This window comes from Paraburkholderia sp. JPY419 (assembly GCF_050435705.1).
GTDB lineage: Bacteria > Pseudomonadota > Gammaproteobacteria > Burkholderiales > Burkholderiaceae > Paraburkholderia > Paraburkholderia youngii.
In genome coordinates, this window is sequence record NZ_JBNDKV010000004.1 from 2,313,985 (window position 1) to 2,340,630 (window position 26,646).

Here is a 26,646-nt window from a genome sequence, read left to right on the forward strand (position 1 = left end):
GAAGATGGGAGAAGGCCTCCCGAAGTCGGCTTTCAGGAGCAGGCTTCAAACCGCCCGGTGCTGCTGCGCCCAAAAGGCGTGGTGGTGAGCGACCGTGGAAAAGTCATCCGGAGAGGGTGGCAGGTACGTGTTGAGAAGATGAGCGAAAGCAAACCGTCCGATGACGCATCGTTAGAAATCTAAGGTACTGCCAAAACTGGAGCAGGGCTCCCGCTCCAGGATCAGTCGGGACGTCACCTGATTACGGACCCGATGGCAGTCGGTGTATAGGCGGCATGAGCTCAGCACAGGCTTCGGTACGGAACGTGAGAACCTTGTCCTGAATGTGAAGGGAAATGACAAATGGCAGACACCATGAGGAAGAATACCGATGTCAGGGCAAGGGGCGGAGTTGCCCGTAGTAGCGTTGAAGCTCTTGTAATGAGAGCGGAGCGAAGGGGCAACGTTACCCAGTTGACGAAGGTTGCCAACCTGCATCTGCGGGGATGAGCGGCATCAAATCAACAAAACCGCATGAGATTGCGAAGCGCACGGTGTGGGAGGCCTATCAACTGGTAAGGGCCAACCGCGGAGCTGCTGGTGTGGACGATGAAACGATCGCCATGTTTGAGCAGAACCTGTCGAGGAATCTGTACAAGCTGTGGAACCGGATGTCGTCGGGGTCTTATTTCCCGCCGCCCGTGAAGCAGGTTGAGATACCCAAGGCAAAGGGCGGAACCAGGAAACTGGGGGTGCCTACCGTGTCGGATCGAGTTGCTCAAACTGCCGTCAAGCTGATGATTGAACCGATTCTGGATCCGCTATTCCATGAAGATTCATATGGATACCGGCCGGGTAAATCGGCGAAACAGGCGATCGCGGTAACGCGTGAGCGTTGCTGGCGATATGACTGGGTTGTCGAGTTTGATATCAAGGCAGCGTTCGATCAGATCGATCATACGTTGCTGATGAAGGCGGTGAGGCAGCACATTCGGGAGGACTGGATGCTGCTGTACATCGAGCGGTGGCTGACTGCGCCGTTTGAAACAGCAGAGGAGGTTGTGCCTCGCACATGCGGAACGCCGCAGGGCGGGGTAATCAGTCCGATCCTGATGAACCTGTTCATGCATTACGCATTTGACAGCTGGATGAAGCGTGAATATCCACGCTCGCCGTTTGCACGCTACGCCGATGACGCGTTGGTTCACTGCCGAACTCGGGCGCAGGCGGAAGTCGTGATGCAGGCTATCGCATCACGGCTTCAGGCATGTGGACTGACGATGCATCCGGAGAAATCGAAGGTAGTGTATTGCAGGGATAGCAATCGCACCGGACAGTATCCGAACGTGCAGTTTACGTTTCTGGGATTTACGTTTCGTCCGCGGGCGGCGGTGAATAAACACGGTCGGCGGTTCACGAATTTCTTGCCGGCGGTGAGTAATGACGCGCTGACACGGATGAGACAGAAGGTGCGAAGCTGGCGGCTACATCGACGGACGTCGGTGACGCTGAACGATCTCGCAGAGCAATGTAACGCGACGATACGCGGGTGGTGGAATTACTATGGGGCATTCTATCGGACGGCCATGCACAAGCTCTCGGTCTATCTGGATTTGAGGCTGGAGCAATGGGCCAGACGCAAATACAAGAAGCTGTCGCAGCGCAAGCGGCGCAGCGTGCTCTGGCTCAGCAAGATGAAAAGAATTTCTCCGCTATTGTTCTACCACTGGCGAATTGTTCGTCGTGCGGTTGGGTAACGGGAATTGATATGAACGCGTCCCGCCCGTGAAACGTCAGCAAACCAAGATCGCCCCTCGCGAACTGACCGTATCAAAGGGCCAAAATGGAACATGATTGAGGTCCGCATAGGCATACCGGAGATCCAGCATGAATCACACAGCGGTGGGCGTGGATATCGCCAAGAACGTGTTCCAGCTGCATTACATCGATCCAGCTACCGGCGAGATCGTAAACAAGCCGATCAAACGGGCGAAGTTTCTTGAGTTCTTTGCAAACCGCGAGCCCTGCTTGATCGGGATGGAAGCGTGTGGCGGTGCGCACCATTGGGCGAGACAGCTCACGAAATTGGGGCACGAGGTGAAACTCATGCCGGGCAAGTTCGCGAAGGCATTCAATATCGGAAACAAGAAGGATGCAGCCGATGCGCGTGCAATATGGCTGGCCGTGCAGCAGCCGAGTAAGCCGGTCGCAGTGAAGACAGAGATGCAGCAGGCGATGCTCGCATTGCACCGGATGCGTGAGCAGCTCGTGAAGTTCCGGACCATGCAGATCAACGGCCTGCGCGGTCTATTGACAGAGTATGGTGAAGTGATGGGCAAAGGGCGTGCTGCTCTCGATAAAGCAATACCGCAAGTACTCGGTCGCGTTGCAGAGCGCCTGCCTGCGGTCGTAATTGACACGCTTCGCGAACAGTGGAGTGGGCTCACGAAGCTCGATGAACAAGTAGCCAGTATTGAACGCCGGATGCGCGAGTGGAAAAAAGAGGATCCGCAAGTGCAGGCCATTGGCCAGATTCCTGGTGTCGGGCTGCTGACGTCTACCGCGGCCGTCGCAACGATGGGTGATGCAAAGGCATTCAGGTCCGGTCGCGAGTTTGCCGCGTGTATCGGGATTGTGCCAAAGCAGAGCGGCACGGGTGGCAAGGTGAACCTGCTCGGCATATCGAAGCGTGGCGACACATACTTGCGCGGGCTGCTGATTCACGGTGCACGCAGTGTCTTGTCGAATTCAAAGAACCCCGGCGAGTGGGTCGAGCAGATGATGAAGCGACGGCCGAAGAACGTCGTGATCGTTGCGCTTGCCAACAAGATGGCGCGCACGATCTGGGCAATGCTGGCTCATGATCGACCGTACCAGAAGGAGTATGTGAGCGTAAAGCCGGCCTGAACGGCTCGCACGCTGCAGGAGTCGTCCCAGGAGATCAACGTTTAAGACAAGGACAGGGTGAACGTCGAAAGGTTGCGCAGCAACGAGTGTGATGACAAACCAGGTAGGACCCGGACTCGCTGAACCTGTATACGGCTCCGAGCTTCGAGCTCGCGACAGGAATGAGGTGCGAGTCAGCGGATTTCATAGAGGCCCGCAGCAAAATTACCGGCTGCAACAAGGCCGGATAGAGAGCTGCAGCCCACCCTGCCAGTCAGACCACGCGAAAGCTGTTGCAAAGCGGGACGCGTTCATAGAGAGCCGTATGAGGCGAGAGCTTCACGTACGGTTCTGGGAGAGCCTCGGGGTGCAACTCCCCGGGGCTACTCACCATGCTGCCTTTGCAAGCCGAAGCTCCGCTGCTGCTGCCGCGTCTGCTTTCTTCATTTTTTCGAGGTCGATTGCTGCCTTGGGTGACACGGCAGCGGACACGACTTCCGCGATACGCGCCTTGCTGACATGATCGAAGTACGTCGCACGCGTCGCCGTCCAGTACCGGGTCATGTCGAGGTTCAGCGCACTTGCGAGCGTGTTGATCGCAAGCGGCTTTTTTTCGGCCACGATTCCGTCGAGCAGCGTGCCGGTGCAGAACGCGAGCAGGTCGAGCAGCGTCGTGCCGGGATCCTGGTCGATTAGCCACGGCAGGAGGTCACCCCGCTTTGCGGGCAGTTCCGCAATCCAGCGGGCCCGCTGCGTTTCGATGGCATTCCATGCGGGGCTGGCGGACAGGTCGTCGGCGGCGCGCAGCAGGCTGTCGTGGTTGGTCTCGCCGGACAGTGCGAAATAGCTGCGTGAGGACGCGTGCCCGTAGTGCTCGGGCAGTGCTTTTGGAACCAGGTGGTGCAGCAGGGCGGCGAGCGCTACAGTGGGCTGCGCGACCAGTTCCGCGTGGACGGCAGCGGTGCGGTGTGCCGTGAGCCGCTGGCAGAGTTTCGCGCTGTGGACGGGTTTTACCTTCGGAGCCTTCGCGCATACGGTATCCGGGCCTTCGGCTGTGGCGGTGCCAGTGACGGTCGCGCCTGCCGCGTCGAGCGCGGCGCTATTCTCGCGTCGCACGAGGCCGCGTTCGATGACGAGTTCGCCCTGCGGCCCGACGATCACTAATGCACCCGCTTCGGCCATCTGCTGCGCGTCCCATACGAGCGTGCGGCTTTCGAGTGCGATGATCGCGGCATTGACCTGCTCCATTTCGTCGTTGAGCCGGTCGGCTTCCTCGTAGGCATCTTCGTCGCCCTCCGACAGTGCTTCGATCTTTTCAGCCAGTTCGTCCTGCTGCGCGGTGAAGGCGTCCATTTCGCGCTGTTCGTCGTCGGTGTATTGGCGCTGCACCGGGCGCAGCCTGCCGTGGCGGTTCAGTTCGGCAAAATCGCGTTCGACTCGCGTTTCTGTCCAGCCCCATCCCTCGGCCTGGACTTCGGCTGCAGCAGCGTCGAGCTTTTGCGCGACGAGCTTCTGCAGCAGTTCCGCATCGGCGATATAACCGGCGTTCTCGTCGTCGCTGAACAGGTCGCGACGCACGTAGCCGCCCGCTGCTTCATAGGCGGCGAGGCCAACAAAGCGTACGAGACGGCTACGGCTCGCGTCGATCTCGGCGCGCATGATCGACTGCCGCAGGTAGTTCGGCTGACGTTGCCACTCGTTTGCGTCGAACCATATTTTTTCCTGCGTTTCGTGATCGTCTGCGAGGGCGAGCGCAGCAAGCTGATCAAGCGTGATTGCGTCGTCGCGCAGCAGCGTGAGCAGTTTGGGCGACACGTTAGCAAGCCTCATGCGACGCTTGACCGTGAGTGGCGAGGCAGAGAACAGCGCCGCGATGTAATCGACACTGCGGCCTTCCTCAGCGAGCATCCGGTACGCGCGCAGCACGTCGAACGGGTCGAGTCCTTCGCGTTCGCTGTTCTCGATCAGCGAAATGGCGAGGGCTTCGCCTTCGCTGACGATCCGCACCGGCACCGGATAGTTCGCCGCGATATGGTTCTGCTCGTAAAGCAGGTCGAGCGCGGCTTTGCGACGCTGGCCCGCACAGACACCATACCGGCGCTGTTTGCCACGCGATCCCTTCATCTCATGGACGACGAGGTTTTGCAGCAGACCCTTTGCCCGGATGCTCGCGGCAAGCGCCGGAATGTTCGAGAGCGGTTTCGTGCGGGCGTTGAGCGGTGAGGGCCGCAGGCTGGAATACGGCACGATGGCGACCGGCTGTTCGTTGCCGAAGTTGGTTTCGAGCGGCGAAACGGTTTCGTCAGTGGTTGCCGCAGGGGTTTCGACTTGGGATTGCATGACTGACTCCAGAAAAATTAAAAAGAAGGTTCCGGGACGGGTCCTCCCGGATTCCATCAAGACGTGACCAAGATAGGAGTCCTGATGGAATGAGGTAGGGTGGGGGCGTTACCGTCCCTGCGGCGCTTATGCTTTCATCTGGCGCATGGCGACAGCAAGCATCCACAGCGCGCGATTGAGCTTGACGTTCTGGTCGATGCCGGTGATGGGGCGAGTCGACATGGCGCCTCCGCTGCGCGAGCGTCCATGCAGCCCGCCCTTCGTGAGGTTTTCCTGCACGCGGTTGAATACGGTCCAGAGGTCGTCGCGGCGATCCTCGAAACGGCGGGGCACCAGTAGCTGGCTTTCAGTGACGGGGGTCGGTGCCTCGGCGTCGGTGGGGTCGTAGCGCAGCGCAAGGGCGGAACGGGCGAATGCATGCTGCTCATCGCGGTTCAGTTCGACGTTGCGCATGCCGTTCTTCTGCTCGCGGATCAGGTCGAAGCCGTCGAGCACGTCGAAAGCGCCATTGATTACGTTCTGGATGACGTTGCCTTTGTGTGGCACGCGGATATCGGCGATGTTCTCGCCCGCGACCATGCCGTTCTGGCAGACAAACCGGAATGTGCCTGCCAGCATCTGGTAACTGCTGGTGCCGTCGTGCGAGTTCAGCAGCACGATTTCGTCGGCTTCCTCGCCGGTGATCTGGTCGGCGTGGCGAAGCCGCAGCATGTGTTTTGTGAACTCGCGCTTGCCCTGATCGCGAACACGGGTCTGGCAGATCATGAACGGCTGGAAGCCTTCGTTCCGAAGACCGCGCAGGACGTCGATGGTCGGAATATAGGTATAACGTTCCGAACGGCTTTCGTGCTTGCCAACAGCGAAGATGGACGGGGCGACGCGCCGAATCTGATCGTCTGAAAGCGGCGAGTCAGCGCGCAGCATCGGGGAGCCGTAATGGAAAGAGGAAGCGAGTTGCATGGCAGTCTCCACAGTCAAGGTTGAGGACCTGAACCGGGCGATGGAATGTGGTTTGCCCTTGCGGCTGGACACTTTCCGGTGGAACTCGGGGTTGGCTTTGCTGCCGCCTGGCTCCCGGATTCCCGCCCGTGCGACTCGAGGAGCCGATAGCGGGCAGGCGTCAAGGAAAAAGGCGAGGGAGGGGTGCGGGCAACACGGTCCCTCGCCCCTTGATGCGTGGCCGCTATCGGCTACGGTCGCGGGTCAAGGGCGGGGAGCTGTGAGCCGGGTGCATGCCGTGCCTCGGGTTGACCGGGCAGGGTTTGGCGCAGGGACGCGCGGCGATGTGGTTGATCGCAATACCGAAATAGACAGTGGGGTATGGCTGTGCCGCGGCTTGGTGACCGGGACGGGATTGAACGAGGCACGTGGCCCGGTGCCTGCTCGAATGCAGCTGTTTCATTCGGCCTGAAGCAACGGATCGCGTCGTTGTTTTGCTTCAGCGCCGATATCAGGATTCACGTATGTCTCGCGCCGAACGTCTCCTTCAGCTCCTGCAAGTGTTACGTCGTTATCGACGTCCCGTGAGCGGCCAGGCCCTCGCTGACGAGCTCGGCGTGAGCATTCGCACGCTATACCGGGTTCGACACTGCCAGAATCTGACAGTATCGATCGCTAGACTGAAGCTCTTTTCTTGGCGAGGAGCGCAAAATGAAGTTCGCATCGGTTCGCGTTGGTACCCCGGATCTCGAACGGCTGGTCGAGTTTTATCAGAGGCTTTCCGGCATCGAGGCTATACGCCTGGCCGATGGATTTGCCGAAATGCGATTTGAGGGCTCGACGCTTGCAATTTCATCAGAGCACCTGACCAAGCTTTTCAATGCCGGTGCTGCCACTGCCGCTGCCGATCAATCGGCAATCCTGGAGTTCGAGGTCGAAGACGTTGACGCGGTGTTCGAACGGATGAATGCGTCCGGAACAAACATTGTGATGCCAACGACATTGATGCCTTGGGGCAACCGCTCGCTCCTGCTGCGTGACCCGGATGGGAATCTCGTCAACATATTTTCTGGACCTGGGTGTTGATGCCGCCGTCACGGTTGCCCGCTGCTTGCCTGTTCGTTCAGTCTCGAATGGCCGTTTCGGAAAGCTGCCACCATCTCTTGAGGGTCGACACCGGAAGTTCGCGCGGCATGTGCTTGCCGCAGCCGCGCCTCTGCGCCCTCCAGTTGTCACCGGATCGGTTGTACCGCGCGAAGTTACACATTTGATGTCGCAACGGTGACATTTTAATGCGGTCTACGCCAATGCAACGCGAAGATCCGGCGATGCAGAAGTGAAGCGCATACCTAGGAATGTTAGCGAACGTGAGACGCACCGGGCGGTCGCAATTGCCTCCGGAGCAAAATCAGCCGGGGCGCATTGACGGCCGTTTCGTCGCAGGAGGATATACATACCAACGGCCGTCATCGTGCCTGAAGAACATAATTTCGAGCGGCACAGTCCCAGTCAGTCTGGAAGACCTCGCGAAGACGCAACGCGCTTCTCCCGAAGCCGCATTGCTCAAACGCGACCGCGTTAGATGTACCGGTGATGCCGGAGTTGGCGCAAGCCACTTGTCGATCAGGTTGCGCAAGGATTTCTCGCTGAGGCTCATCGCGACCTCCATGGATACGTCAAGCATTCACAGGCGCGGCTACCAACGTCGCCCGTCCTCGACTGTGTCTTATCCAACGTGGAACGGGGTTGGCTGCGTCGCCAACGTGCGCGACGGAGAAATGCGTGGCCGATGGAAGGTCGGCGTCAGGCAATCTCTAATATTGGTCGCATGACCTATTTATACAGTCATGCGACCAATAAATCAAGATTCTCAGCAACCGGGAAAGTACGAATTTGTCTGTATAGCGGTGGAATTTCGGACGTGTAGATCGAGAACCGGTCGGTTGTCTGGTAATTATTGGTCGTTTGACGTACTATCTGGGCGCGGAGCAGTGACGGATATCCTGTTGAGGGCGGTAGTCAACCGTGGTACGCCGTGGTCGTGCCCCATCAAGGCAGTCGTCGCTCGGCGGTGCAGCTACGTCGACCGCCATACCCGGACAATTGGCAATCAGCTAGGAGGGTTCATAAGTGAAACAGGTCGCGATCAACCTGGCTGGCAGGAAAGAGGAACCCGACGAGCCGAAGCGTCGCGGTAACAAGACAACGCGAACTCCGGAAATCCTCGAGGCGGCGATCGATGTGCTCGCAAAGTACGGTAACGTCGGTTTTGCGCTCCGGCGCGTTGCCAGTCAGGTAGGTATTCACCTGGCCACTTTGCAGCACTACTTTCCGAGCAGGGAAGACTTGTTGCGTGCGGCGATGGAAGAGGTCGCGACGCGATACCTGACGCTGTATCAAAGTTTGGTCAAGGACGATGAACGGTCACCAGAGGTCCGGCTCGACGCTATCGTGGACGTCGCCTTTGATGAGTTGACCAAACCCGGTACCCAGATTGCGCCGTTTTGTCTCGAAGGATGGAGCATGGGAGAGCGTGAAGAGTTTGCCCGGAGCTTGGTGGCCAGATTTAACCGCCAATTTCAGGAAACATTTGCGAGCCTGGTAGGGAAGATCAACCCGTCGCTTACGCCTCAAGAATGCGCGCTCCGCGGTCGTCTGCTTTATTCGCATATGGCGGGACTAATCGTCCTCGTTCGCCCTGTACGCGGGGGCTCGGCCGACGTTGAAGCACTTCGTGCAGCGACAAAGGTCGTATGGAGAGCGCTCAGCGCCGCCCCGCAGTAGGGTGAAACGCTCCTGACGCTGATTGCCAGACTTTCCATAGAACTGCGCCTGATTCGAGAGACGATCTACACCTGTCGACCCAGCTGACATCGCCTGCTTCACTCAGCTAAGGGTGCTGGCATCCCGACAGGTTACCGATGTGTTTCGCGACGAGCGGACGGGGGAATGCCTGCTGTGAACCGTCTTCAGGGATTCGACAGAACTGCAGGTTATCGACTAAGCACATCGGAGTGGTGTCGACCAAAGCGATGTCGCACCTTGCCGCATGCAGATACGCTAACCCTGGCGATAGGCGGGAGCCCCCATCATCGCGCCAGTGACCCCACCGTCAACATAGAGTTCGGTAGCTTGCACATACGATGACTCACTAGAGCAGAGAAAGAGCACAACCTCTGCGACCTCTTCCGCCTCACCCAGACGGCCCAGTGGGACGGATCGCGTCGCGAACTCATGTACGGCTGGAATGAGCGCGGCGTCTGCTACAGTTCGCCAGAACGGAGTTCGAATATTACCGGGAGAGACGACATTTACTCGGATCGCTCTTCCAGACAGCTCTGAGGCGATGCATCGGGCCATCCCGACCAGTCCCGCCTTGCTGGCAGCATAGGCTGCCATCCCCGGCATTCCGATCGCATTGCCGATCGAACTATTCAGTACTATAGAAGCATTGTTTCGTAGGTGGGGTAGGAGCGCTTGAACGTAGAAGAAGGGACTTTTCAGGTTCGTCGCGATCAAGTGATCGAACTGTTCTACAGTCGTGCCGCCCACTGGCGTCAAGCTTGCGTCGCCAGCATTCAGAAACACAGCGTCGAAATTGCCTACGTCTCTCACGATGGATGCGAGCCCGGATTCCAGGCCGACGAAGTCGGTAGCATCCAAGCGAAAGGCAAAAGCCGACTCGCCAAGTGCCGCCTTGCTTTCAGAAAGTGTAGCTTCGTTGCGTCCGGTGATAACCACAGTAGCGCCTTCTTCCGATAGCCGTTTGGCCGCAGCGAATCCAATTCCACTATTTCCACCTGTGACCAGCACTGTTTTGCCCGCCATTCGCATGGTATCTTCCCTTCATATGAATGAATTAGCTCAAAAGGAACGCCATGTAGTTGATGGCGTAATGGGGACGAAATTTATACCGCTTTTATTACCGAACCGTTGCTTCTGCCCTTTGGAATCGTTCGCCGTCGATTCAGTTCTATCGAACCCGGAGCTAAAGATAATGCAGCCAAGCTCCGTCCGAATACCTTCGGAGCTTAGGCAGGACCCTTCGACCATTAAAACTTGTACGAGATACCGAGGAAAGTCACGATTGGATGAAGCCTGACTTTCGCATGACTGACAATCTCTGTTCCGCCTGCCGTTTTCCCTGTCAGCGTCACATTGGTGTCGGTAGGGATATACGCAACCAGCATGTCCACAGACCAGCGCTTGGATATCTGATAGTCAAGGCCAGCCTGTACCACCGGATTCCATGAACTGGAGGCATGTGCAGTCGCAGTTCCACCGGGACCGAAGGTTTGCTCGACAAAATCGGAGTTCGTGACGCGCGTGTCCGTGAACCACGTGTAATTGACGCCGACGCCGACAAAGGGCCTGAATCGACTGTCGGGCTGACCAAAGTGGTAACGCAATACCACCTCGGGAGCCCACGTCCGCGTATCGCCCAGAACGCCATAGCTATCCATCACGCCCCGCCCCTCTAGCTGCATTCGACCGGGCCAGCCACCCAAAAATGCAACGCCAATTTGATTGGTAATGTAGTGTTCGAAGATGAAGGCGGGTAAGTCTGCGCTTCGGGCACCAGCCCCTGAACCCGGAATCGGCATGTTGACAGGCGTTCCGCCGACGCTTGTTACCGTCAGCGGACCGCTACCGGTTTGTGGCGCCACATGCGCCCAGCCAAGACTGACGACGTTGTCGCCAGCCGCCTGTGCGTGAGCGCTGTCGACAGATCCAGCAATCAGCGTCAAGCCTGACAGGCACGCCGTTGTTGCGTACTTCCACTTCCACATAATTGTCTCCGTTGTCGTTTTTTTCTATACGTTGTGGTCGAACTACAGCTTCCGACAGTTCAGCGAGGCCATATTGGGAGGGGTGGCCTTCGCGGAACCGTGGGACAGTAAGGCCGCCGCAGTGCTCTGCGACGCGCTCGTGCTAGAACGGATTGGCATGGCGACTTGCGGGCCGTTGACCGCTAAGACGTTGCCGCGACGTAACGCCGGGTCGGGCCGGGTTAAACCCCCAACTTTCTGCGCACGAGTGCGCCATAGCTGTCGGGAAACAGACGAGCAATCCATTGCAGGGAGCGCGCGCCATTGCCAACCAGCAGCCGTTTGTCGCCGCGTAGCAGTCCCGCCACAATCTCGCGTGCACACTGCTCGGGTGTTGTCGTCATCTGGCGTTTGTTGGCATCCAGTAGACGACGCTCAAAATCCGTCTCGTGTTCGGCTTTCGGAACGTTGCTGATGTTGGTGTTGATGCCACCCGGGTGCACTAGTACGGCTCGCACGCCGGTGCCCTCCAATTCCTGCCACAGTGTTTCTGTTAGTCCTCGAACGCCGAACTTGGAGATTGTGTATGCAGCCGAGCAGGGTGTCGCCACTAGCCCGAAAACACTCGATATATTTACGATGCAGCCTTGGCGCCGGGCCAGCATTTTTGGCAAGAAGGCTTTGGTGCCGTAGATCACACCCCACAGGTTGATTCCGATTACCTTCTCGAACTCCTCTATCGTGGCGTGTTCGACTGAGGCCAGCACCGAGGTTCCGGCGTTGTTGATCACAAAGTCGACCTGCCCGAAGTCACTGGCTACTTCGTCAGCATGCCGAAACATTGCATCGCGACTTGATACGTCGAGTAAGTAGGAGCGTGACGAGGTGGCGACCGGTAATAGCTCGACGGTTTTCGCTAGACTCTGCTCGCTCACATCTGACAGTGCGAGACGAGCGCCCCTGCGAGCGAGTTCGATAGCCAGCGCGCGGCCAATGCCCGACCCCGCACCAGTGATGGCCACGACGAGATTACTGAACATGGCCGTGCACCTCCGCATTGCCACGCATTGCTGCAGCACGACACAACACTTTGACGCAGTTTGGCATCCACCTGACGTCTGTCGGTGTAACCGAAGGACGGTTCTTGTTCATTCAATGTCTCCTCTCTGCCATCGCTAACGAAAGGTAGGCTAGGCCTCCACTCTTTATTTCGTTATGCGAACAAATGAAACGCTATTGAGTTTGAAAAGACCGGTCGCAGTATGCCGACCGGCCGAACTTCTACGTCCCCGTGTGCTTGTCAGATTTTGCGCTGCTCGTCCCGCCAGAAAGGCGCGCGCACATCCTTTTTTAGGACCTTGCCGTTGGGGCTTCGGGGAAGGGCATCGACGAACACGACGCGCTTGGGGGTTTTGATTCCACCGAGCTTAGGGCGACAATAGGCAATGATCTCGTCCTCGGTCGCTTGTTCGCCCTGGTTCAGTTCGATCACAGCCGTGACTGCTTCGCCCCAGTCTGCATGCGGAATGCCGATCACGGCGCAATCCTGCACCGCCGGGTGGGTCCAGATGACCTGCTCAACCTCGCTCGGGTAGACGTTGAATCCGCCGCTTATGATCATGTCCTTCTTGCGGTCGGTAATATGAAGGAAGCCTTCTGAGTCGAGGTAACCGATGTCGCCGGTGTGGAGCCAGCCATCAATGATTGTTTCAGCGGTCTTGTCCGGGGCCTTGTAGTAACCTGCCATCAGCAGATCGCCACGAACGCAGATCTCGCCTGCCGCGCCGATGGGAAGAATTTTCCCATTGTCGTCGAGGATTTCGACACGCACGAGCGGAGCAGGCCGCCCGGCGGCCGACAGCCGCGCGTCGTCGGCAATTTCACCGTTGCGGAAGTGGTCTTCGGGACGCATGAATGCAATGGCGGAGGGGGCTTCAGCTTGACCGTATCCCTGAAACATCACCGGTCCGAACACTTCGATCGCGCGACGCAACTTCTCCGTTGACATCGGTGCTGCGCCGTAGATGAAGTATTTTAGCGACGAGAAGTCGCGTTTTTCGATCCCGGGAATTTCGAGAAGTCGATAAATTACCGTGGGCGGCAGATAGAGTTCCGTAACACGGTGTTTTTCGATCAGATCGAGCAGGTGATGCAGGTCCATTCGATTCATCACCACGATCGTCCCTGCGCGCGCGGTACATGGCAGGGTAAGCGTGCCGGCGGCGTGTGTCATCGGAGCGGCGACAAGATTTACGATCGGCTCGTCCGAAGAGTATGGCGCCGCAAACATCTGGTGCAGTGCGCTGACGGACAAACTTCGGTGAGTGTTCATCGCACCTTTCGGTGCCCCCGTCGTTCCCCCGGTCGGCATCACGCCGGCGAGGGAGCCCTGTTCCGGGACAAAGTCCGGAAGGGAGGCTGGCGCGTTTGCAATGAGCGATTCGAGCGTAACGGCACCCGCTGCAGATGCAGCTTCGACGTTGTCGCCCAGAGAGATCACGGTGTGCAGTTTTTTCAGGTCAGCACGAATTTCATGCACAAGCGGCAGGAACTGCTCGTGACAGAACAGTACTTCGCAGTCAAAGCCGTCCAGCAGCCGCTGGGTCTCCTCTGGCGGATTCGCCGGATTGACCGGGACCCAGGCGAGCCCCGCGCGCCACAGTCCGAGCACACAACCCCACGCCTCAGGGTCGTTACTTGCCAGCACTGCGCCCTTGGCATCGCGCTCGATACCGCGGCCGAGTAGGGCATTGCCGACGCGGCAGGACAGCTCGCCGATGTGCCTATACGTGAAGGTGCGATCGCCAGCGATGAAGGCGATCTTCTCGGGGTTGGCCCGCCACCCGCGGTCGAAGAAATCTGTGATAGCCATACAAGTTCCTATTTCACAACCCGATTCGATCGCTGCGGTAGAGCAGGGAATTCAGGTAGCCAAACTTCATGTTTAGAAGATGATTCTCGCCGTCCTCGATCCGAGCAGCCCTCGCGTCCCGGAAGAGCTTCTCTAGCGGGTATTCACGGGTCAATCCATAACCGCCGAACAGCTGCAGGGCCTCGTCTACGACTTCGAACGCAAGGTCAGTACAGGTAACCTTCGACGCGCCGGTAAAGTACGGATGTTTAGCCGGCGAGAGTAGGGTGTACTCAGTGGCACGCCTGGCCACCGCGCGAATGGTTTCGACTTTCCGCGCCATGGCACCGAGCCGGTACTGGACCATTTGATGGTCGCTGAGAAGTGCGCCACCCTGGCGCCGCTCGTGCACATAGGCGAGCGCCACTTCGAATGCAGCCCTCGCCATGCCGGTTGCCATCTGGCCCATGCCAACGCCCGCTGTCGACCACGTATTTGCATGACCGCGCCAATATTGCTCCCCTGAGGACACTCCGTAGCGCAGGGGCACCTTGACGTTGTCGAAGTAGATCTCGCCTTGCGGTAACGCCCGCTGGCCGAGCTTTTCAAGCGGCTTGCCGCGGCTCACGCCTGGAAGGTCCAAAGGAACAATTACCTCGATACCGTGCGGATGCCCTTCTTCGTCGAAGAACCCGTTGCCGTAGTCGGCGACGATCGTCAAGATTGCAACCTGCGCTACAGAACCGTTTGAAACCCAGGCAGAACTCTGTCCATTGATCACAATGTCGCCACCGCTGACCTTCGCTGTGAGATTGCCTTTGTTGCCCTGCGGTGCTGTAGCGTGCCGTTCGCCTGGGTAGAGCATTGTGCCGTCGGAACCGCGATCTGGCTGGGTCGCGATCCAGCACCCGAGCTTGTTTGCAGTCAGATCGATGAGTTCCTGGTTGGCGGCCCGCTTGGCGATCATGTTCGGGAACGCGGCTGCGGCGAGCGAGACCGTTAGTCCCACGTCACCCCACCCGAATTCTTCGATTACGATAGCCTGTAGCCGGGCCAGTGCTTGGGGCGGCACATCATCAGCGTCGGTGTCGAAACTGATCCCGGCTGAAGCTGCGGTCTTGATAAAGTCCCAGTACGGAGAGCCTGGTGCAATCGCATCCTCGGCGCTCAGCTTGTCGATGGCAATCGCCGTAGGCCGCATTACATCTCGTGCAAACTTGTGCATCGCTTGCTGGATGTTGCGTTCTTCCTCGCTGAGGACTTCGAATCCCGTGAGCTCGACGTACGGCAGATCCGGCCGCACTGAAGTCAGCGCAGCGTGTTCGACCTGTTGTGTCATTTCGGCGTCTCCTGTTTGTGACGATCGTTTCGGCTACTCGGCGGCGGCGAGAAGCGCTGGGAGGTCACGCTCATGCTCGACGTCCTGCAGTTGCGCCATCTTTTCCAGGCCCTCCCGGACAGGGGGCTCGTCTACAAGCTTCATGAACGCCGCGTTCTCACTGGCGAAGCCGGCGAATTGTGCGTCGACGGCCCAGCTAAAAACGCTTTTGATGACCTCGTCCACAGCGGCAATCGAGCTTGGCGGTCGCGTCGCGACACCGTGGGCAAGCGTGATTACGTATGTATGGAGATCCTCGCGCGGCAGCGTCCGGTTCACAAAACCGTAGGTTGCCGCTTCGTTGCCGCTGAAATCGCGTGCCGACAAGATCACTTCACGAGCACGGGCAGGCCCGATCAACATCGCAAGACGTGTGGTACCGCCGCCTGCAGGCAAGATGCCGCCACTGGCCTCTGGCAGACAGAACCTGCTTCCTGGCGTCGCGAAGCGCATATCGAGGGCGAGTATGAATTCGAGCCCCGCGCCGCGGCAGATTCCATCGACCACGCCAATGGTGACCTGCGGCAGGGTCTGCCATGCCGTCGAGAGGGCTTGCACCACGTTGATGTCGTCGTAACGGCTCCGGGGCGCGGTCGGGTCGCTAGAGAGCCGGAGGAGGTCGTTGAGGTCAAAATGCGCAACGAAGAACTCCGGGTTCGCGCTGCCGAAGACTACGACCGCGGTCTCACGGTCAAACGCGAGCGATCCCGCAAGGTCGAACAACTCGCCGATCATCTGAGCATTGATCAGGTTCAGCGGGGGATTGTTGAAATCAACGAAAAGAGTCCGGCCATCGCGCCGGATGTTAAGTGTCTGGTAGGTCATTGTCTCCTCCGAGAAGATATGCGGACGATTCAGGTGCCGAGAATGGTGATTGCGGCGGCCGCCTCCTCACCTGCGTAGAGCCCGCCGCCGTTCTCCGCGAGGGCTATACGGGCGCCGTGAACCTGGCGTGCTCCGCAGTTACCGCGAAGCTGGTGCACAAGCTCATAGATCTGGGCGAGGCCAGAGGCCCCCATTGGGTGACCTTTGGACTCGAGGCCACCGGACGGATTGATCGGCAAGCTGCCGCCGAGCTTCGTTGCACCCGATTCCGCGAACGGCCCGCCGGCGCCGATCTCACAGAATCCAAGCAACTCGGATTGCAGAAGCTCACCAAATGAAGATGCGTCATGGACCTCCGCCACGGAAATGTCCTCGGGTCCGACTCCCGCCTGTTCATAGGCGCCCCGAGCAGCGAGGCGGGTGACAGATCGATCCCAGGCCGAGAGCGGACGCACGGTCCCACTCTGCAGAACGTTTGCAAGTACCTTTATCGGCTGGGCGCTGCCGAGACGTCGCAGGCCGGCTGCATTGCAAACGACAACTGCGGACGCTCCATCTGTTAGTGGGGCGCACATCGGGACTGTGAGCGGCCCCGACACCGGCCGTGCCGCCAGGATGTCCTCCACGGACATTTCCTTGCGAAAGTGTGCGAGAGGGTTATGGACAGCATGCGCGTGATTCTTCGAGGAGATGACGGCAAGCTGTCGCTGCGTGGTTCCGAACGCATTCATGTGTGCTCTGGTGAGCGCAGCGTAGATATCCATAAACAGGCTGTGAGGTTGCCCATCGTCTGGAATCACGCCTCCCAACTCCTCGAGAGCGGCTCGCACTCCTTGCCTGTCATTGACGTCGACGCCGCCGTCGAAGACTCCAAGTGCTTTGCTCTTGTCGCCAATACTCAGTTTTTCGGCTCCGACTGCCAGCACGACGTCTGCTGCCCCAGAGCGCACATGCATGATCGCCTGATGCAAGGCTGTCGCCCCCGTCGCGCACGCATTCTCGACGTTCACGATCGGGATGCGTTCGAAGCCCATGGATCGCAGCGCCATCTGGCCGGCCACTACCACCTGGCCTTCGAGGACGTCCTGACACGTATTGCCAAAGTACGCTGCGTCGATGGTCCTCAGATCGCCTCCGGCGTCACAGATGGCCTCAAGCACCGCCGTCCTCGTGAGATCCTTGACCGACGCGTCTTGCCTAACCCCAAACGAGGTCATGCCTACGCCGGCTATCCAAACAGGCACTGCGGTCATGCCACTGTCTCCTCGGTCACGCGTGCAAGGCCAAACGCCTCCAGAGCCCCCATGAGTTCGCGATGTCCCAGGAACTGCGCCGGCGATCGGAAGCCCACACCGCTGTAGGTGTTTCCGAGCAATCGCATGGCCGCATAAGCCTGCAAAACACCCGTGATTTGATAGCCGGAAGTGCCGTGAATAACTGCGCGTGCGGTGATGTTGTTCCCGCGGCCAATACACCAGTCAACGGATCGGTGCACCTGCCGGTTTTCACGAGGCGGCGTGTTGGGCGTCATGCTGGCTGCGATCCGGTCTAGCACCGGGTGCAGCTTCTCTTCAGGCAACCATTGGAACATCACCTTGAACATGCGCTCCGCTGCACGAACCCGCTGGGGAATATCGCCCTTGTCATTACGCATCGCGACGAACATGCGACAGTTGCGCACCCTGCGGTCATCCCGGAAGAACACGGGGAGTGCCGTGCCACCCCACTGCAGGCCCGGGACAACATAGGCGGTACCAGGCACAACCATGTCCTGCTGGACGATGCCATCGTACTTTTTAAGGACGTTGTCCTGGAGGTAGTAAGAATCTGTGCGAATCACATCGAACATCGACTGGCTCGAGCCCACTGTCGGAATTGCGCTGACGTACTCCCCAAGCTCGAGAGTGTCGATTCCCGGTGTTTCCAGAACTATGCGGGCAGCAATGTCGTGAACCGCATACTGCATGGACACAGCAGTCGATACGACCAGTCCGGCGGCTGCGAATTTGGGGCCCCATTCGTCAAGCAACTGAAGATGGTGTTGCTGCTCTCCGGCAGTGTCGAGATAGTGGCATCCGGCGCGCAGCGCGGCTTCGAGGACTGGGGGCGCATATCGCAAAAAAGGGCCGACCATATTGCAGACGACCTTTCTGCCTTTGAAAAGCGCTACCAGCGACTCGACAGAACCGTCGACTTCGGCGATTTCGTAATCGGCAGTTTCGATTCCTGGCACTGAAGCCATGACTTCCTGTAGCTTCGACTTGTTTCGACCTGCGGCGACGAACGGGATGTTGTATTCGCGCAGGTACTCGGCCACCAACCGTCCGGTATAACCGCTGGCGCCATAGATGACGACAGGACGCAGATCGCTCATCATCTCCTCCTATTTAATAGTTTGGTTGCTGTTAGTGATGGCCGACTGTACTGGGTGACTGGCATCCGGCGCTTGCACATGCGTGCATGCGACTTGTCGGTTTGTGCATCGTGGGCCCGGATTGGGGTTTCTGCGCACTTGACGGCGGCCTTCCTGATCCACACGATCGCTGGTAGTTGTTATTTGTCAATTCGCCAATGGAAAGGAACCCAATGGCAGCTGTTACCTGGTCGACCCACGGGTTGCCCCACAAGCTCTTGCAGGACGCATTTAGCAGCAAGCTCTCTGATCTGCATGTAAATTGGACGTTATCGATCCCAGAGCCGGACGGATTTGACGCATCTGTGCGGTACCGGAAAGTGGATCGGCTGACAATCGGGGAGTTGCGGAGTGGCCGGATTACCGGCCAACGAGCGGCGTCGGGAGATGCACCGCTACTGGGTGTTCTGATGAACCTCAGTGGACGGCTAGCGTGCCGCTACGAAGATGGGCGCGAGGTCGTACTGCCCCCCAATCATCTGCTGATCTGGGATAGTGAGCTCGGTTTTGACTTTGACGTTGAGGGATCTCATCGCGAGTTCTATCTGCTTTTGCCCCGCGAGCGAGTTCCCTTGACGGTTGCGAGCGCTGCCACTCATTTGTGCGGCGCGTTACCGGCGGTGCAAGGTTCCGGCTTGTCGGCCATTGCCGGCGAGCATCTCCGGACGATCTCGCAGGAGCTCGACCAACTGTCCGATGGCGCATTGGCGATTGCCTGTCAGTCCTTTTTCGACTTGCTCGACGCGGCGCTTACCATCGACACCGATCGTCCATCCTCAAAGGCCATACTGCTAAATGCGATCCGGCAGTACATTGACAAAAATCTGGACGACCCCGAATTGTGCGCTGCCGTCAATCGCAAACGCTCATCATATTTCGGTGCGGAAATTACACGTTACCTTCGCAGGTACGGGGACAACGGTCAGTCGTTGGATCCGTGATCGTCGGCTGAAAGTCTGCTATCGCGAACTATGTGCGGCTGCCAGTACGAAAACGGTGACGGACGTGGCTTACAAATGGGGATTCAACGACGCAGCCCACTTCAGTCGGACGTTCAAGCAGGCGTTCGGCGTAACCCCAAGAAGTTTGCGGATTGGCAGCGCGGTACCGGCCCTGGACGATTACTAAGTCCAGTGTTCCAGACCTAGGTTGTTTTACTGTGCCGAAGATTGCGTACAAAAGCTCGTCGCTGTGCCCTGTGCCCCGCCTGACGGCATCAGGATGCGCAAGCAGCCGGTCGCAGCATGACCTACTGGTACGGCTTGCTGAAGCTGAAAGGCAGGACGGGCGCTGCTGCGAGGTCCTGCTTTCGTAGGCCAGAGTTAGTGTTCGTCGCGCAGCAGCATGCGCTCCATGAAAACGCGCCGCTCGTCCCTCTGCTTATCGGTACCCTGGTTTGAAAGTAGGGATTCGGCCAACTCATAACTGTAAAGGGCGAATGCGCGCTTCCGTGCTTCCGAAATATCGAAGCCGAGTGCACTAAAGCACTGGGCAATATAAGCAAGGCGCTTCGCATCCACCTCATCCACAAATTGACGGGCCATCTCGTCCCGCCTTGCCCATCCCCGTATCGCTAACTCCGTCGCGGCGGCAACCTGCGCTGCTTCGCCGTGAAACGGCAATGCCAGCAGTTCGCGCAGCAGTTCCCGCGCCTTGACGTTGCGTTTCTCAAAACGCTCAATGATTTGCTCTGTGGCGGTATCGCGCCACCACGTCAGCAAATGACTCAAGAGATCGTCGCGGTCTTTGAAGTGCCAGTAAAAGCTGCCCCGTGTGACCCCAAGATTTTTCGACAGAACCTCTACACGCACGGCTTCGACACTCTTGTCGACCAGAACTTCTGCGGCTGCACGAATCCAGTCATCCGGCGTGAGTTGAGGTTTGCTTGACGCGTCCGAAGTACGCGCTACCGAAGATCGTGACATTGCGTGTCCGTAAGGGCAAAAGAAATATTTTACTTCATCGACACATGCAGAGCCGTATGGTCACGTGTACTCACGTTAACACCTAGAAATTTGACTGACGCGGGTTATTGACTCCATCTCCGCCACGACATACGATTCGTTCCATACACATACGTATGTGTATGGCAAGAACGCGAGGAGAGCGAGAATGGGCGATTTGGCAGGCGTTGGAAAGACGCTGCAGGCGGCGGACCATCGAACGAACTATCACGAGGTGGGGCAGGGCAAGCCGCTTTTCCTGCTGCATGGATCCGGTCCCGGTGTGTCGGGCTGGACCAACTGGAAGGGCGTGATGAGCGATCTTGGTGAGCAGTTTCGCGTGATCGTGCCAGACATCGCCGGCTTTGGTTTCACCGAGTTCAAGGAAGGCAGCAAGTACGACATCAAGCTCTGGGTGCGCCATCTCACGGGCATCATGGACGCACTTGGTATCGAGAAGGCGTCCTTCGTCGGAAACTCGTTCGGCGGCGCGCTCGCCATCGGTCTTGCGCTTTTCGACAAGCAACGCGTTGACCGGCTAGTGTTGCTAGGCACCCCTGCAGGCGAATTCGAACAGACCCCCGGCCTGAAGTCGGCATGGACGTATGAACCGTCGCTCGAGAACATGGAGCAGACGATGCGTTTGTTCCCTTATGACCAGGCGATCATCACCGATGAGATGGTCCGGACGCGTTTTGAGGCCAGCGCTCGTCCTGGTGCGCAAGACGCCTTGCGTAAGCTGATTCCGAGGCCGAATGACGACGGGCCGACGATCGTCAAGGGATTCCCCGCGTCCGCCGTCGCCGGCATCGAAGCGCCGACGCTTGTGCTGCACGGGCGCGAGGACAGAGTCGTGCCGCCTGCTTGCGGTGCCCTACTCGCTCAGCACATTCCCAACGCCGATCTGTACCAGTTCGCCAAGTGCGGCCACTGGGTGCAAACGGAGCGCAGAGACGATTTCCTCCGGCTCGTCACGGATTTCGTTGGACAGCAAACATGAGCCGCAACAGCGTGGAGCGTGTGCTGCATCAGCTGTGTATCGATCGCGGCGCTAAACAGCGGTTTAAAGAGGGCGCGGAGCAGTTCCTCGAGCGCTTGCCGCTGACTGATGCCGAGCGCGCGATGATCTTGTCGTTCGACGTGAAAGGCCTTCAGCGATACGGGGTGAACAGCATGTTGACCATGGGTTTTTGGCAGGAGCTCTCGCCGAATCGCGACATGAGGGCCTATCTGTCGCGCCTGCGTGATGTGAAGGACGGGGAAGCGGTTTTTGCAGCGGCACTGAAGGGGTAGATCAACTATGGGAAAAATCGTAGGAGCGTTTCTGGTCCCGCATGATCCCGTCATGTATGTGGCGCCGGAGGCGCCGGCGAAGCAGCAGCGCGATGCGGTCTGGCAGGCCTATGCGGAGTGCGCGCAGCGCCTGCAAGAGCTAGAGCCGACCACCGTAATCATCATCGGCTGCGATCACTACATCTTGTTCGGTCCGCAGTGTCTGCCGAGCTACCTGATAGCAACCGGAGACGTCGACGGCCCCATCGATCAGCTACCCGGACTCAAACGTGCTGCGTTCAGCAATAACGAAGCGTTGGCGACACATATCGCTACGTACGGACGTGAAAACGGATTCGATTGGGCGGTGGCGCGCGCGTTCACAGCCGACCATTCGGTGGCGATTCCTCAGCAGCTTATCGTCGATCCGTTGCGCACGATGAGCGTAGATGTCAAAACCATTCCGGTCTATCTGGCGTGCGGCGTCGATCCGTACATCACGCTACGGCGATCCGCGGAACTGGGCGAACAGATCAGGCGGGCCGTCGAGGCTTTCCCCATCGATGAGCGCGTCGTCGTGATCGGCAGCGGTGGAATAAGTCATTGGGTAGGCTCTGCCCAAATGGGGCGAGTGAACGCTGTGTTCGATCGCGAAATCATCGGGTACGCCGAAGCAGGCGATCTCAATGCGTTATGCGCGTTGTCGGACGAGTACATCCTCGAGCACGGCGGTGAGGGTGGAATGGAAATCCGCAATTGGGCCTGCGCCATGGGAGCGCTCGAAGGCTCTCGCGGAGAAACGATTGCTTACGAGGCAGTGCCGGAGTGGGTGACCGGGCTGGGTTTCGTACAGCTGCATCCGCAGTGAAGCGAGAAGGACTCCTGAGATGAGCAACAAGATTTTCTTGATCAAACGAGACCAGCTGCAACCAGGACAGGTGTGCAAGATTGAGCAGTCGAGCTGCCCGCTTGCGGTCTACAACGTCGACGGTGTTTTCTATGCGACGTCCGATATGTGCACGCATGCGACCGCTTCGCTTTCGGAAGGTGAAATTGTAGACGGCGATTTGATCGCCTGCCCGCTCCACGATGGGCAATTTCATATTCCGACCGGGCAAGCGATGGCGTTCCCATGCACGGTGGATCTGCGGACTTACAAGGTGATCGAGGAAGGCGACGATATTTACGCCGACCTTGAACAGGAAGCGGACGCGGCGGCGTCGGCAATCTGAGGAGCGAAGAAATGACACACGAGTGCACCGGAAGCTGCGAGCGGCTGCGCAAGGATCCGGCTAGCGAGCCGCTTGCCGGCCTCGACCGGCTGATCGATCTCGACGCCGGACGTCTGTCGCGCAGGGTCTATTGGGATCAGCGCATCTACGAGCAGGAACTCGAGAAGATCTTTGCCCGGAGTTGGCTGTTTCTCGCGCATGAGTCACAGATTCCCAAGGCCGGCGATTATCTAACGACCTATATGGCCGAAGACAACGTCATCGTCGTTCGCCAGAAGGACGGATCCATCAAAGCGTTCCTCAATACCTGTCCACATCGTGGCAACAAGCTGAACTTCACGGACGCTGGTAACGCACGCAGTTTTGTCTGCAACTATCACGGCTGGGCTTTTGGCATCGACGGTGCGCTGCGCGGTATGGCCGGCCAGGAATTGTTCGACGAAAGTGGAATGAATCGCGCCGAGCACGGCCTGCACCCCGTTGCTCAGGTCGCAACCTACAAGGGCTTGGTATTCGGCAATATGGATCCGGATGCGCCCTCGTTGAACGAATACCTTGGCGATTTCCGGTATTACCTCGATGTGATCCTCGATATGGACGGGGAGGGCACCGAGTTTGTCGGTGGCTGCGTCAAGTCGGTGATCAACTGCAATTGGAAGATTCCGACGGAAAACTTCATCGGCGATATCTACCACGCGCTCTGGACGCACGACTCGGCGGCACGCGCAATGCTGGGCGGACCGGTTGCGGAAGTTTACAAGGATCCCGACTCGTACCATGTGAACTTCAACGGCCACGGCTGGGAGTTCAATCTCGACATCATCGGCAACGCGGCTACGTTGGGCGAAAAGGACATTCGCAAGTATCTGTATGGCATTCAACCGAAAGTTGCAGAGCGACTTGGTGAGTTTCGCTCCAAGATGATCGGTTCGATTTCGTCTGTCAGCGTCTTTCCGAACCTGTCGTTCCTGCCGGGGCAGAACACTTTCCGCGTTTGGCATCCGCGGGGACCGGGCAAGATCGAACTGCACACGTGGACCATCGTCAACAAGAGCGCGCCGCAGGAGATCAAGGACAAGTGGCTTAAGGGGACGATGATGACGTTCTCGCCGACGGGTGTGTTCGAGATGGACGACGGCGAAAATTTTGAGTTTTCGACGCGTACCAATGCGGGATTCGTCACGCGGCAACAGGACTTGTACATGGGGCTTGGTCGCGGCAGCCGTCTCGAGGACAGCGACTTGCCTGGCAACGTTTACCGGAATCAGGTCAACGAGGCCAACCACCGTGCGTTCTATCGGCGCTGGCTCGATCTGATGCAGGCCCGCTCGTGGAGTGACGTGCCGAAGCGCGACTCGGCGAGGCTTGATGAGAATGCATTTGTCCACGGGCGGGCAGCAAAGGAGGTCGCATGAGTGCGGTACCTACGCTCGTATCCGCCGGCCCGGCGGATGGCACGGTCGATCGGGAGGTTGCCCATCGCATCGAGCAGTTCCTCTTCCGTGAGGCACGGCTGCTCGATACGGAGGCATGGGACGACTGGCTCTCGCTCATGACAGAGGATATCCATTATTGGATGCCCGCCATCGAGAACCGCAGGCGCGCAGACAAACTCGGCGCGTATGCCCCGGGTCGCGCCGCTTACTTCGACGACAACCACTTCGATCTGGAGCGCCGCATTGCAAGGTTCAAGCAACCGTCGGCATGGGCCGAGGATCCGCCAACCCGGCATGTGCATGCGATCAGCAATGTGGAGGCGTTGCCCGGTTTCCGGCCTGGCGAGTATGTCGTCCATTCCGTCTTTGTCAATTACCGCAGCCGCGGCGAGGCGGACAACGACCTGCTACTTGGCAGGCGCGAGGATCTACTCCGCGAACTCGACGGCAGCTTCAAGATCGCGAGCCGCAAAATCGTCATCACGCAATCGCTGCTGATGTCCAAGAACCTTAATACGTTCCTTTGACCATGGGCTGGCTAGACAACGATGTAGCGCTGATTACGGGCGCCAATTCCGGGATCGGGCTCGCCGTGCTGCGGCGTTTCCTCCAGGAGGGCGCGAAAGGCATCGGGGCGTTGGTGCGTAGTGCTCAAGGCGCGGATGCCTTGCGTCAGGAGTTTGGCAACCGCGTTGCAGTGACTGTTGGTGACGTTCGCTCCGCCACGGCCAACGAAGAGGCTGTCGCTGCGACGCTGAGCGCATTCGGCAAACTCGATACGTTGATTGGCAATGCGGGCGTTTGGGACTACTTCGCATCGCTGCGGAAGTTTGCCGATGGACAGCAGCTCGCTGGCACTTTCCGAGAAGTGTTCGAGGTCAACGTAATGGGGTATTTGCTTGCCGCGCACGCAGCGGCGCCAGCATTGCGTGAGACGAGGGGCAGCATGATCTTTACGCTCTCCAACTCGAGTTTTTATGCGGGTGGTGGCGGACCCGTCTATGTGGCTTCGAAGCACGCTTGCGTCGGGATGATTCGGCAGCTCGCTTATGAACTCGCGCCGGACGTTCGCGTGAACGGCGTGGCCCCGGGCGGCACTGCGACCCCTCTCAAAGGCCCGGAGTCACTAGGCAAGCATGACGCGCGGCTATCCGAGATCCCTGGATTCTCGGATGCGGTGGCGGACGCCGTACCGCTCGGCTTTATGGCCCAACCGGAAGACCACACGGGACATTACGTGCTGCTCGCCTCGCGCGCCAATTCATGCGCGACGACGGCGAACATCATTCAAAGCGATGGCGGGTGGGAGGTGCGCGGGCGTCCCTCGCGCAAAGCATGACGGATATGGGAGGCGTGACGAAGATGGACGGTGCGACAAACCGCGGCTGCCTCGACGAGCTGTTCCCTGCCGGTCGGTTGCCGTTAATGGCGGCGCCGATGTTTCTGGTATCCGGACCGGAGCTTGCGATCGCCTGTGCAACAGCCGGCATTGTCGGTAGCTTCCCCGCCCCGAATGCTCGCAATGTCGATCTCCTGGAGGTATGGCTCGCGCAGGTGACATCCGCTTTGCGCGATATGCCGGGCGCTTCCCCTTGGGCGCTCAATATGATCGTGCATAGCACCTACGATCGCTTCGAGCGTGAGCTGGCACTGATCATGAAATACCGGCCCCGCATCGTTTCTACCGCGCTCGGCAGCCCTGCGCGCGTGCGCGAGCATGTGCATAGCTACGGCGGCATCGTGATGGCGGATGTTGTCACGCCCACGCTTGCGCGCAAGGCTGTCGATGCAGGCGTCGATGCGCTGATTCTTGTTACCCATGGCGCAGGCGGGCACACGGGTTATTACAACCCTTTCGCGTTCGTCGCCGAGGTCCGTCAATTCTGGAGCGGACCACTTGGGCTCGCAGGATGCATTACGAGCGGACGCGATATCCGCGCCGCCCAATTGATCGGCGCCGACTTCGTCGTGGTCGGCACACGCTTCATCGCGACTCGCGAAAGCATGGCGTCCGCCGAATATCGCGATCTGGTGGTGAGTAGCCGGATTGAGGATTTAGTCGAGTCGAAAGCCGTGTCGGGGGTTCTTGCCAATTGGCTCAAACCCACGCTGCATGCGGCCGGCATCGATGCGTCTCTGAATAGTGAAGGCAAACGGATCGATTTTTCGGGCGACATCAGTGCCGGGAAAAAGGCGTGGAAGGACGTGTGGTCGGCGGGTCAAGGGCTAGGCGCAATCGAGCGCTTGAGCAGTGTCGCTGAGTTGGTGAGGCAGCTCGAATGCGAATACCTCGAAATGCTGACAACTGAACGGGAACAGACCGGTGCACTGTTGGGCCGCTGGCGAGGGGCATCCGCGTGACACGCGTCGGTCCGTCAATATT

Annotated in this window: 25 protein-coding genes and 1 pseudogene; 15 read left to right on the forward strand and 11 right to left on the reverse strand. The window is 58.8% G+C overall.

Going from position 1 to position 26,646, the window contains the following annotated elements; translation table 11 throughout:
* Positions 1-485: 485 nt before the first annotated feature.
* Entirely contained in the window at positions 486-1,736 is a 1,251-nt protein-coding gene (ltrA, locus tag QFZ91_RS39065) for a group II intron reverse transcriptase/maturase (RefSeq protein WP_429570556.1), read from the forward strand.
* A 130-nt stretch (positions 1,737-1,866) separates the two neighbouring features.
* The gene (locus QFZ91_RS39070) at positions 1,867-2,886 is read left to right on the forward strand and encodes an IS110 family transposase (protein ID WP_429566889.1); all 1,020 of its coding nucleotides are present in this window, start codon (positions 1,867-1,869) and stop codon (positions 2,884-2,886) included.
* A 366-nt stretch (positions 2,887-3,252) separates the two neighbouring features.
* Here QFZ91_RS39070 and QFZ91_RS39075 read toward each other — a convergent pair whose 3' ends face one another.
* Both QFZ91_RS39075 and QFZ91_RS39080 read right to left on the reverse strand, forming a co-directional pair.
* Positions 3,253-5,205: a ParB/RepB/Spo0J family partition protein gene (locus QFZ91_RS39075; protein WP_429570557.1), complete on the reverse strand. Its 1,953-nt coding sequence runs from the start codon at positions 5,203-5,205 to the stop codon at positions 3,253-3,255.
* A 126-nt stretch (positions 5,206-5,331) separates the two neighbouring features.
* Positions 5,332-6,165 (reverse strand): DUF932 domain-containing protein, encoded by an 834-nt coding sequence (locus QFZ91_RS39080; protein WP_429570558.1) that lies wholly within the window; start codon positions 6,163-6,165, stop codon positions 5,332-5,334.
* A 503-nt stretch (positions 6,166-6,668) separates the two neighbouring features.
* Between QFZ91_RS39080 and QFZ91_RS39085 the strand changes: the two are divergent.
* The 3 genes and pseudogenes from QFZ91_RS39085 to QFZ91_RS39095 all read left to right on the forward strand — a co-directional run.
* Positions 6,669-6,785, forward strand: a pseudogene (locus tag QFZ91_RS39085) (HTH domain-containing protein); the annotation flags it as partial.
* 70 nt (positions 6,786-6,855) lie between these two features.
* Positions 6,856-7,230: a VOC family protein gene (locus QFZ91_RS39090; protein WP_429570559.1), complete on the forward strand. Its 375-nt coding sequence runs from the start codon at positions 6,856-6,858 to the stop codon at positions 7,228-7,230.
* A 1,044-nt stretch (positions 7,231-8,274) separates the two neighbouring features.
* Positions 8,275-8,928, forward strand: a complete 654-nt coding sequence (locus tag QFZ91_RS39095) for a TetR/AcrR family transcriptional regulator (protein WP_429570560.1) — start codon at positions 8,275-8,277, stop codon at positions 8,926-8,928.
* 276 nt (positions 8,929-9,204) lie between these two features.
* Here the strand turns inward: QFZ91_RS39095 and QFZ91_RS39100 are convergent, their stop codons facing one another.
* The 8 genes from QFZ91_RS39100 to QFZ91_RS39135 form a co-directional block, all read right to left on the reverse strand.
* Positions 9,205-9,978, reverse strand: a complete 774-nt coding sequence (locus tag QFZ91_RS39100) for an SDR family oxidoreductase (RefSeq protein ID WP_429570561.1) — start codon at positions 9,976-9,978, stop codon at positions 9,205-9,207.
* A 218-nt stretch (positions 9,979-10,196) separates the two neighbouring features.
* Positions 10,197-10,934, reverse strand: a complete 738-nt coding sequence (locus tag QFZ91_RS39105; RefSeq protein ID WP_429570562.1) for an OmpW/AlkL family protein — start codon at positions 10,932-10,934, stop codon at positions 10,197-10,199.
* A 221-nt stretch (positions 10,935-11,155) separates the two neighbouring features.
* A complete protein-coding gene (locus QFZ91_RS39110) occupies positions 11,156-11,953 on the reverse strand; it encodes an SDR family NAD(P)-dependent oxidoreductase (protein ID WP_429570563.1) in 798 nt (265 codons plus the stop codon).
* A gap of 260 nt (positions 11,954-12,213) precedes the next feature.
* A complete protein-coding gene (locus QFZ91_RS39115) occupies positions 12,214-13,785 on the reverse strand; it encodes an AMP-binding protein (protein ID WP_176378644.1) in 1,572 nt (523 codons plus the stop codon).
* A gap of 13 nt (positions 13,786-13,798) precedes the next feature.
* Positions 13,799-15,103: an acyl-CoA dehydrogenase family protein gene (locus QFZ91_RS39120; RefSeq protein ID WP_429570564.1), complete on the reverse strand. Its 1,305-nt coding sequence runs from the start codon at positions 15,101-15,103 to the stop codon at positions 13,799-13,801.
* A 33-nt stretch (positions 15,104-15,136) separates the two neighbouring features.
* A complete protein-coding gene (locus QFZ91_RS39125; RefSeq protein ID WP_429570565.1) occupies positions 15,137-15,967 on the reverse strand; it encodes an enoyl-CoA hydratase/isomerase family protein in 831 nt (276 codons plus the stop codon).
* Between the two features lie 29 nt (positions 15,968-15,996).
* Positions 15,997-17,220 carry a thiolase family protein gene (locus QFZ91_RS39130; RefSeq protein ID WP_429570566.1) on the reverse strand — a complete coding sequence of 408 codons (1,224 nt, stop codon included), beginning with the start codon at positions 17,218-17,220 and terminating at the stop codon, positions 15,997-15,999.
* Complete coding sequence (locus QFZ91_RS39135; protein ID WP_176106442.1) at positions 17,217-18,341, reverse strand: saccharopine dehydrogenase family protein; 1,125 nt, start codon at positions 18,339-18,341, stop codon at positions 17,217-17,219. The genes QFZ91_RS39130 and QFZ91_RS39135 overlap by 4 nt, the downstream gene beginning before the upstream one ends.
* Positions 18,342-18,553: 212 nt before the next feature.
* Here QFZ91_RS39135 and QFZ91_RS39140 point away from each other — a divergent pair, with 212 nt between their 5' ends.
* Both QFZ91_RS39140 and QFZ91_RS39145 read left to right on the forward strand, forming a co-directional pair.
* Positions 18,554-19,321 carry a hypothetical protein gene (locus tag QFZ91_RS39140; RefSeq protein ID WP_429570567.1) on the forward strand — a complete coding sequence of 256 codons (768 nt, stop codon included), beginning with the start codon at positions 18,554-18,556 and terminating at the stop codon, positions 19,319-19,321.
* The gene (locus QFZ91_RS39145; protein WP_429570568.1) at positions 19,260-19,508 is read left to right on the forward strand and encodes a helix-turn-helix domain-containing protein; all 249 of its coding nucleotides are present in this window, start codon (positions 19,260-19,262) and stop codon (positions 19,506-19,508) included. Before QFZ91_RS39140 ends, QFZ91_RS39145 begins: the two co-directional genes overlap by 62 nt.
* Before the next feature lie 194 nt (positions 19,509-19,702).
* Here the strand turns inward: QFZ91_RS39145 and QFZ91_RS39150 are convergent, their stop codons facing one another.
* The gene (locus tag QFZ91_RS39150; protein WP_368594004.1) at positions 19,703-20,305 is read right to left on the reverse strand and encodes a TetR/AcrR family transcriptional regulator; all 603 of its coding nucleotides are present in this window, start codon (positions 20,303-20,305) and stop codon (positions 19,703-19,705) included.
* A 187-nt stretch (positions 20,306-20,492) separates the two neighbouring features.
* On the opposite strand from QFZ91_RS39150, the gene QFZ91_RS39155 reads away from it, so the two are divergent.
* The 8 genes from QFZ91_RS39155 to QFZ91_RS39190 are packed head-to-tail and all read left to right on the forward strand — an operon-like array spanning position 20,493 to position 26,624.
* Positions 20,493-21,323 carry an alpha/beta fold hydrolase gene (locus QFZ91_RS39155; RefSeq protein ID WP_429570569.1) on the forward strand — a complete coding sequence of 277 codons (831 nt, stop codon included), beginning with the start codon at positions 20,493-20,495 and terminating at the stop codon, positions 21,321-21,323.
* Positions 21,320-21,616 carry a hypothetical protein gene (locus QFZ91_RS39160; protein WP_354123140.1) on the forward strand — a complete coding sequence of 99 codons (297 nt, stop codon included), beginning with the start codon at positions 21,320-21,322 and terminating at the stop codon, positions 21,614-21,616. The genes QFZ91_RS39155 and QFZ91_RS39160 overlap by 4 nt, the downstream gene beginning before the upstream one ends.
* 7 nt (positions 21,617-21,623) lie before the next feature.
* Positions 21,624-22,463 (forward strand): protocatechuate 3,4-dioxygenase, encoded by an 840-nt coding sequence (locus QFZ91_RS39165; protein WP_176378637.1) that lies wholly within the window; start codon positions 21,624-21,626, stop codon positions 22,461-22,463.
* A 19-nt stretch (positions 22,464-22,482) separates the two neighbouring features.
* Positions 22,483-22,827 carry a non-heme iron oxygenase ferredoxin subunit gene (locus QFZ91_RS39170; protein WP_429570570.1) on the forward strand — a complete coding sequence of 115 codons (345 nt, stop codon included), beginning with the start codon at positions 22,483-22,485 and terminating at the stop codon, positions 22,825-22,827.
* Between the two features lie 11 nt (positions 22,828-22,838).
* Positions 22,839-24,242, forward strand: a complete 1,404-nt coding sequence (locus QFZ91_RS39175) for an aromatic ring-hydroxylating dioxygenase subunit alpha (protein ID WP_429570571.1) — start codon at positions 22,839-22,841, stop codon at positions 24,240-24,242.
* Positions 24,239-24,790, forward strand: a complete 552-nt coding sequence (locus QFZ91_RS39180) for a 3-phenylpropionate/cinnamic acid dioxygenase subunit beta (RefSeq protein WP_429570572.1) — start codon at positions 24,239-24,241, stop codon at positions 24,788-24,790. The genes QFZ91_RS39175 and QFZ91_RS39180 overlap by 4 nt, the downstream gene beginning before the upstream one ends.
* Positions 24,791-24,792: 2 nt before the next feature.
* Positions 24,793-25,602 carry a 3-(cis-5,6-dihydroxycyclohexa-1,3-dien-1-yl)propanoate dehydrogenase gene (hcaB, locus tag QFZ91_RS39185; protein ID WP_429570573.1) on the forward strand — a complete coding sequence of 270 codons (810 nt, stop codon included), beginning with the start codon at positions 24,793-24,795 and terminating at the stop codon, positions 25,600-25,602.
* 23 nt (positions 25,603-25,625) lie between these two features.
* The gene (locus tag QFZ91_RS39190) at positions 25,626-26,624 is read left to right on the forward strand and encodes an NAD(P)H-dependent flavin oxidoreductase (RefSeq protein ID WP_429570962.1); all 999 of its coding nucleotides are present in this window, start codon (positions 25,626-25,628) and stop codon (positions 26,622-26,624) included.
* The last annotated feature ends 22 nt before the right edge of the window (positions 26,625-26,646 follow it).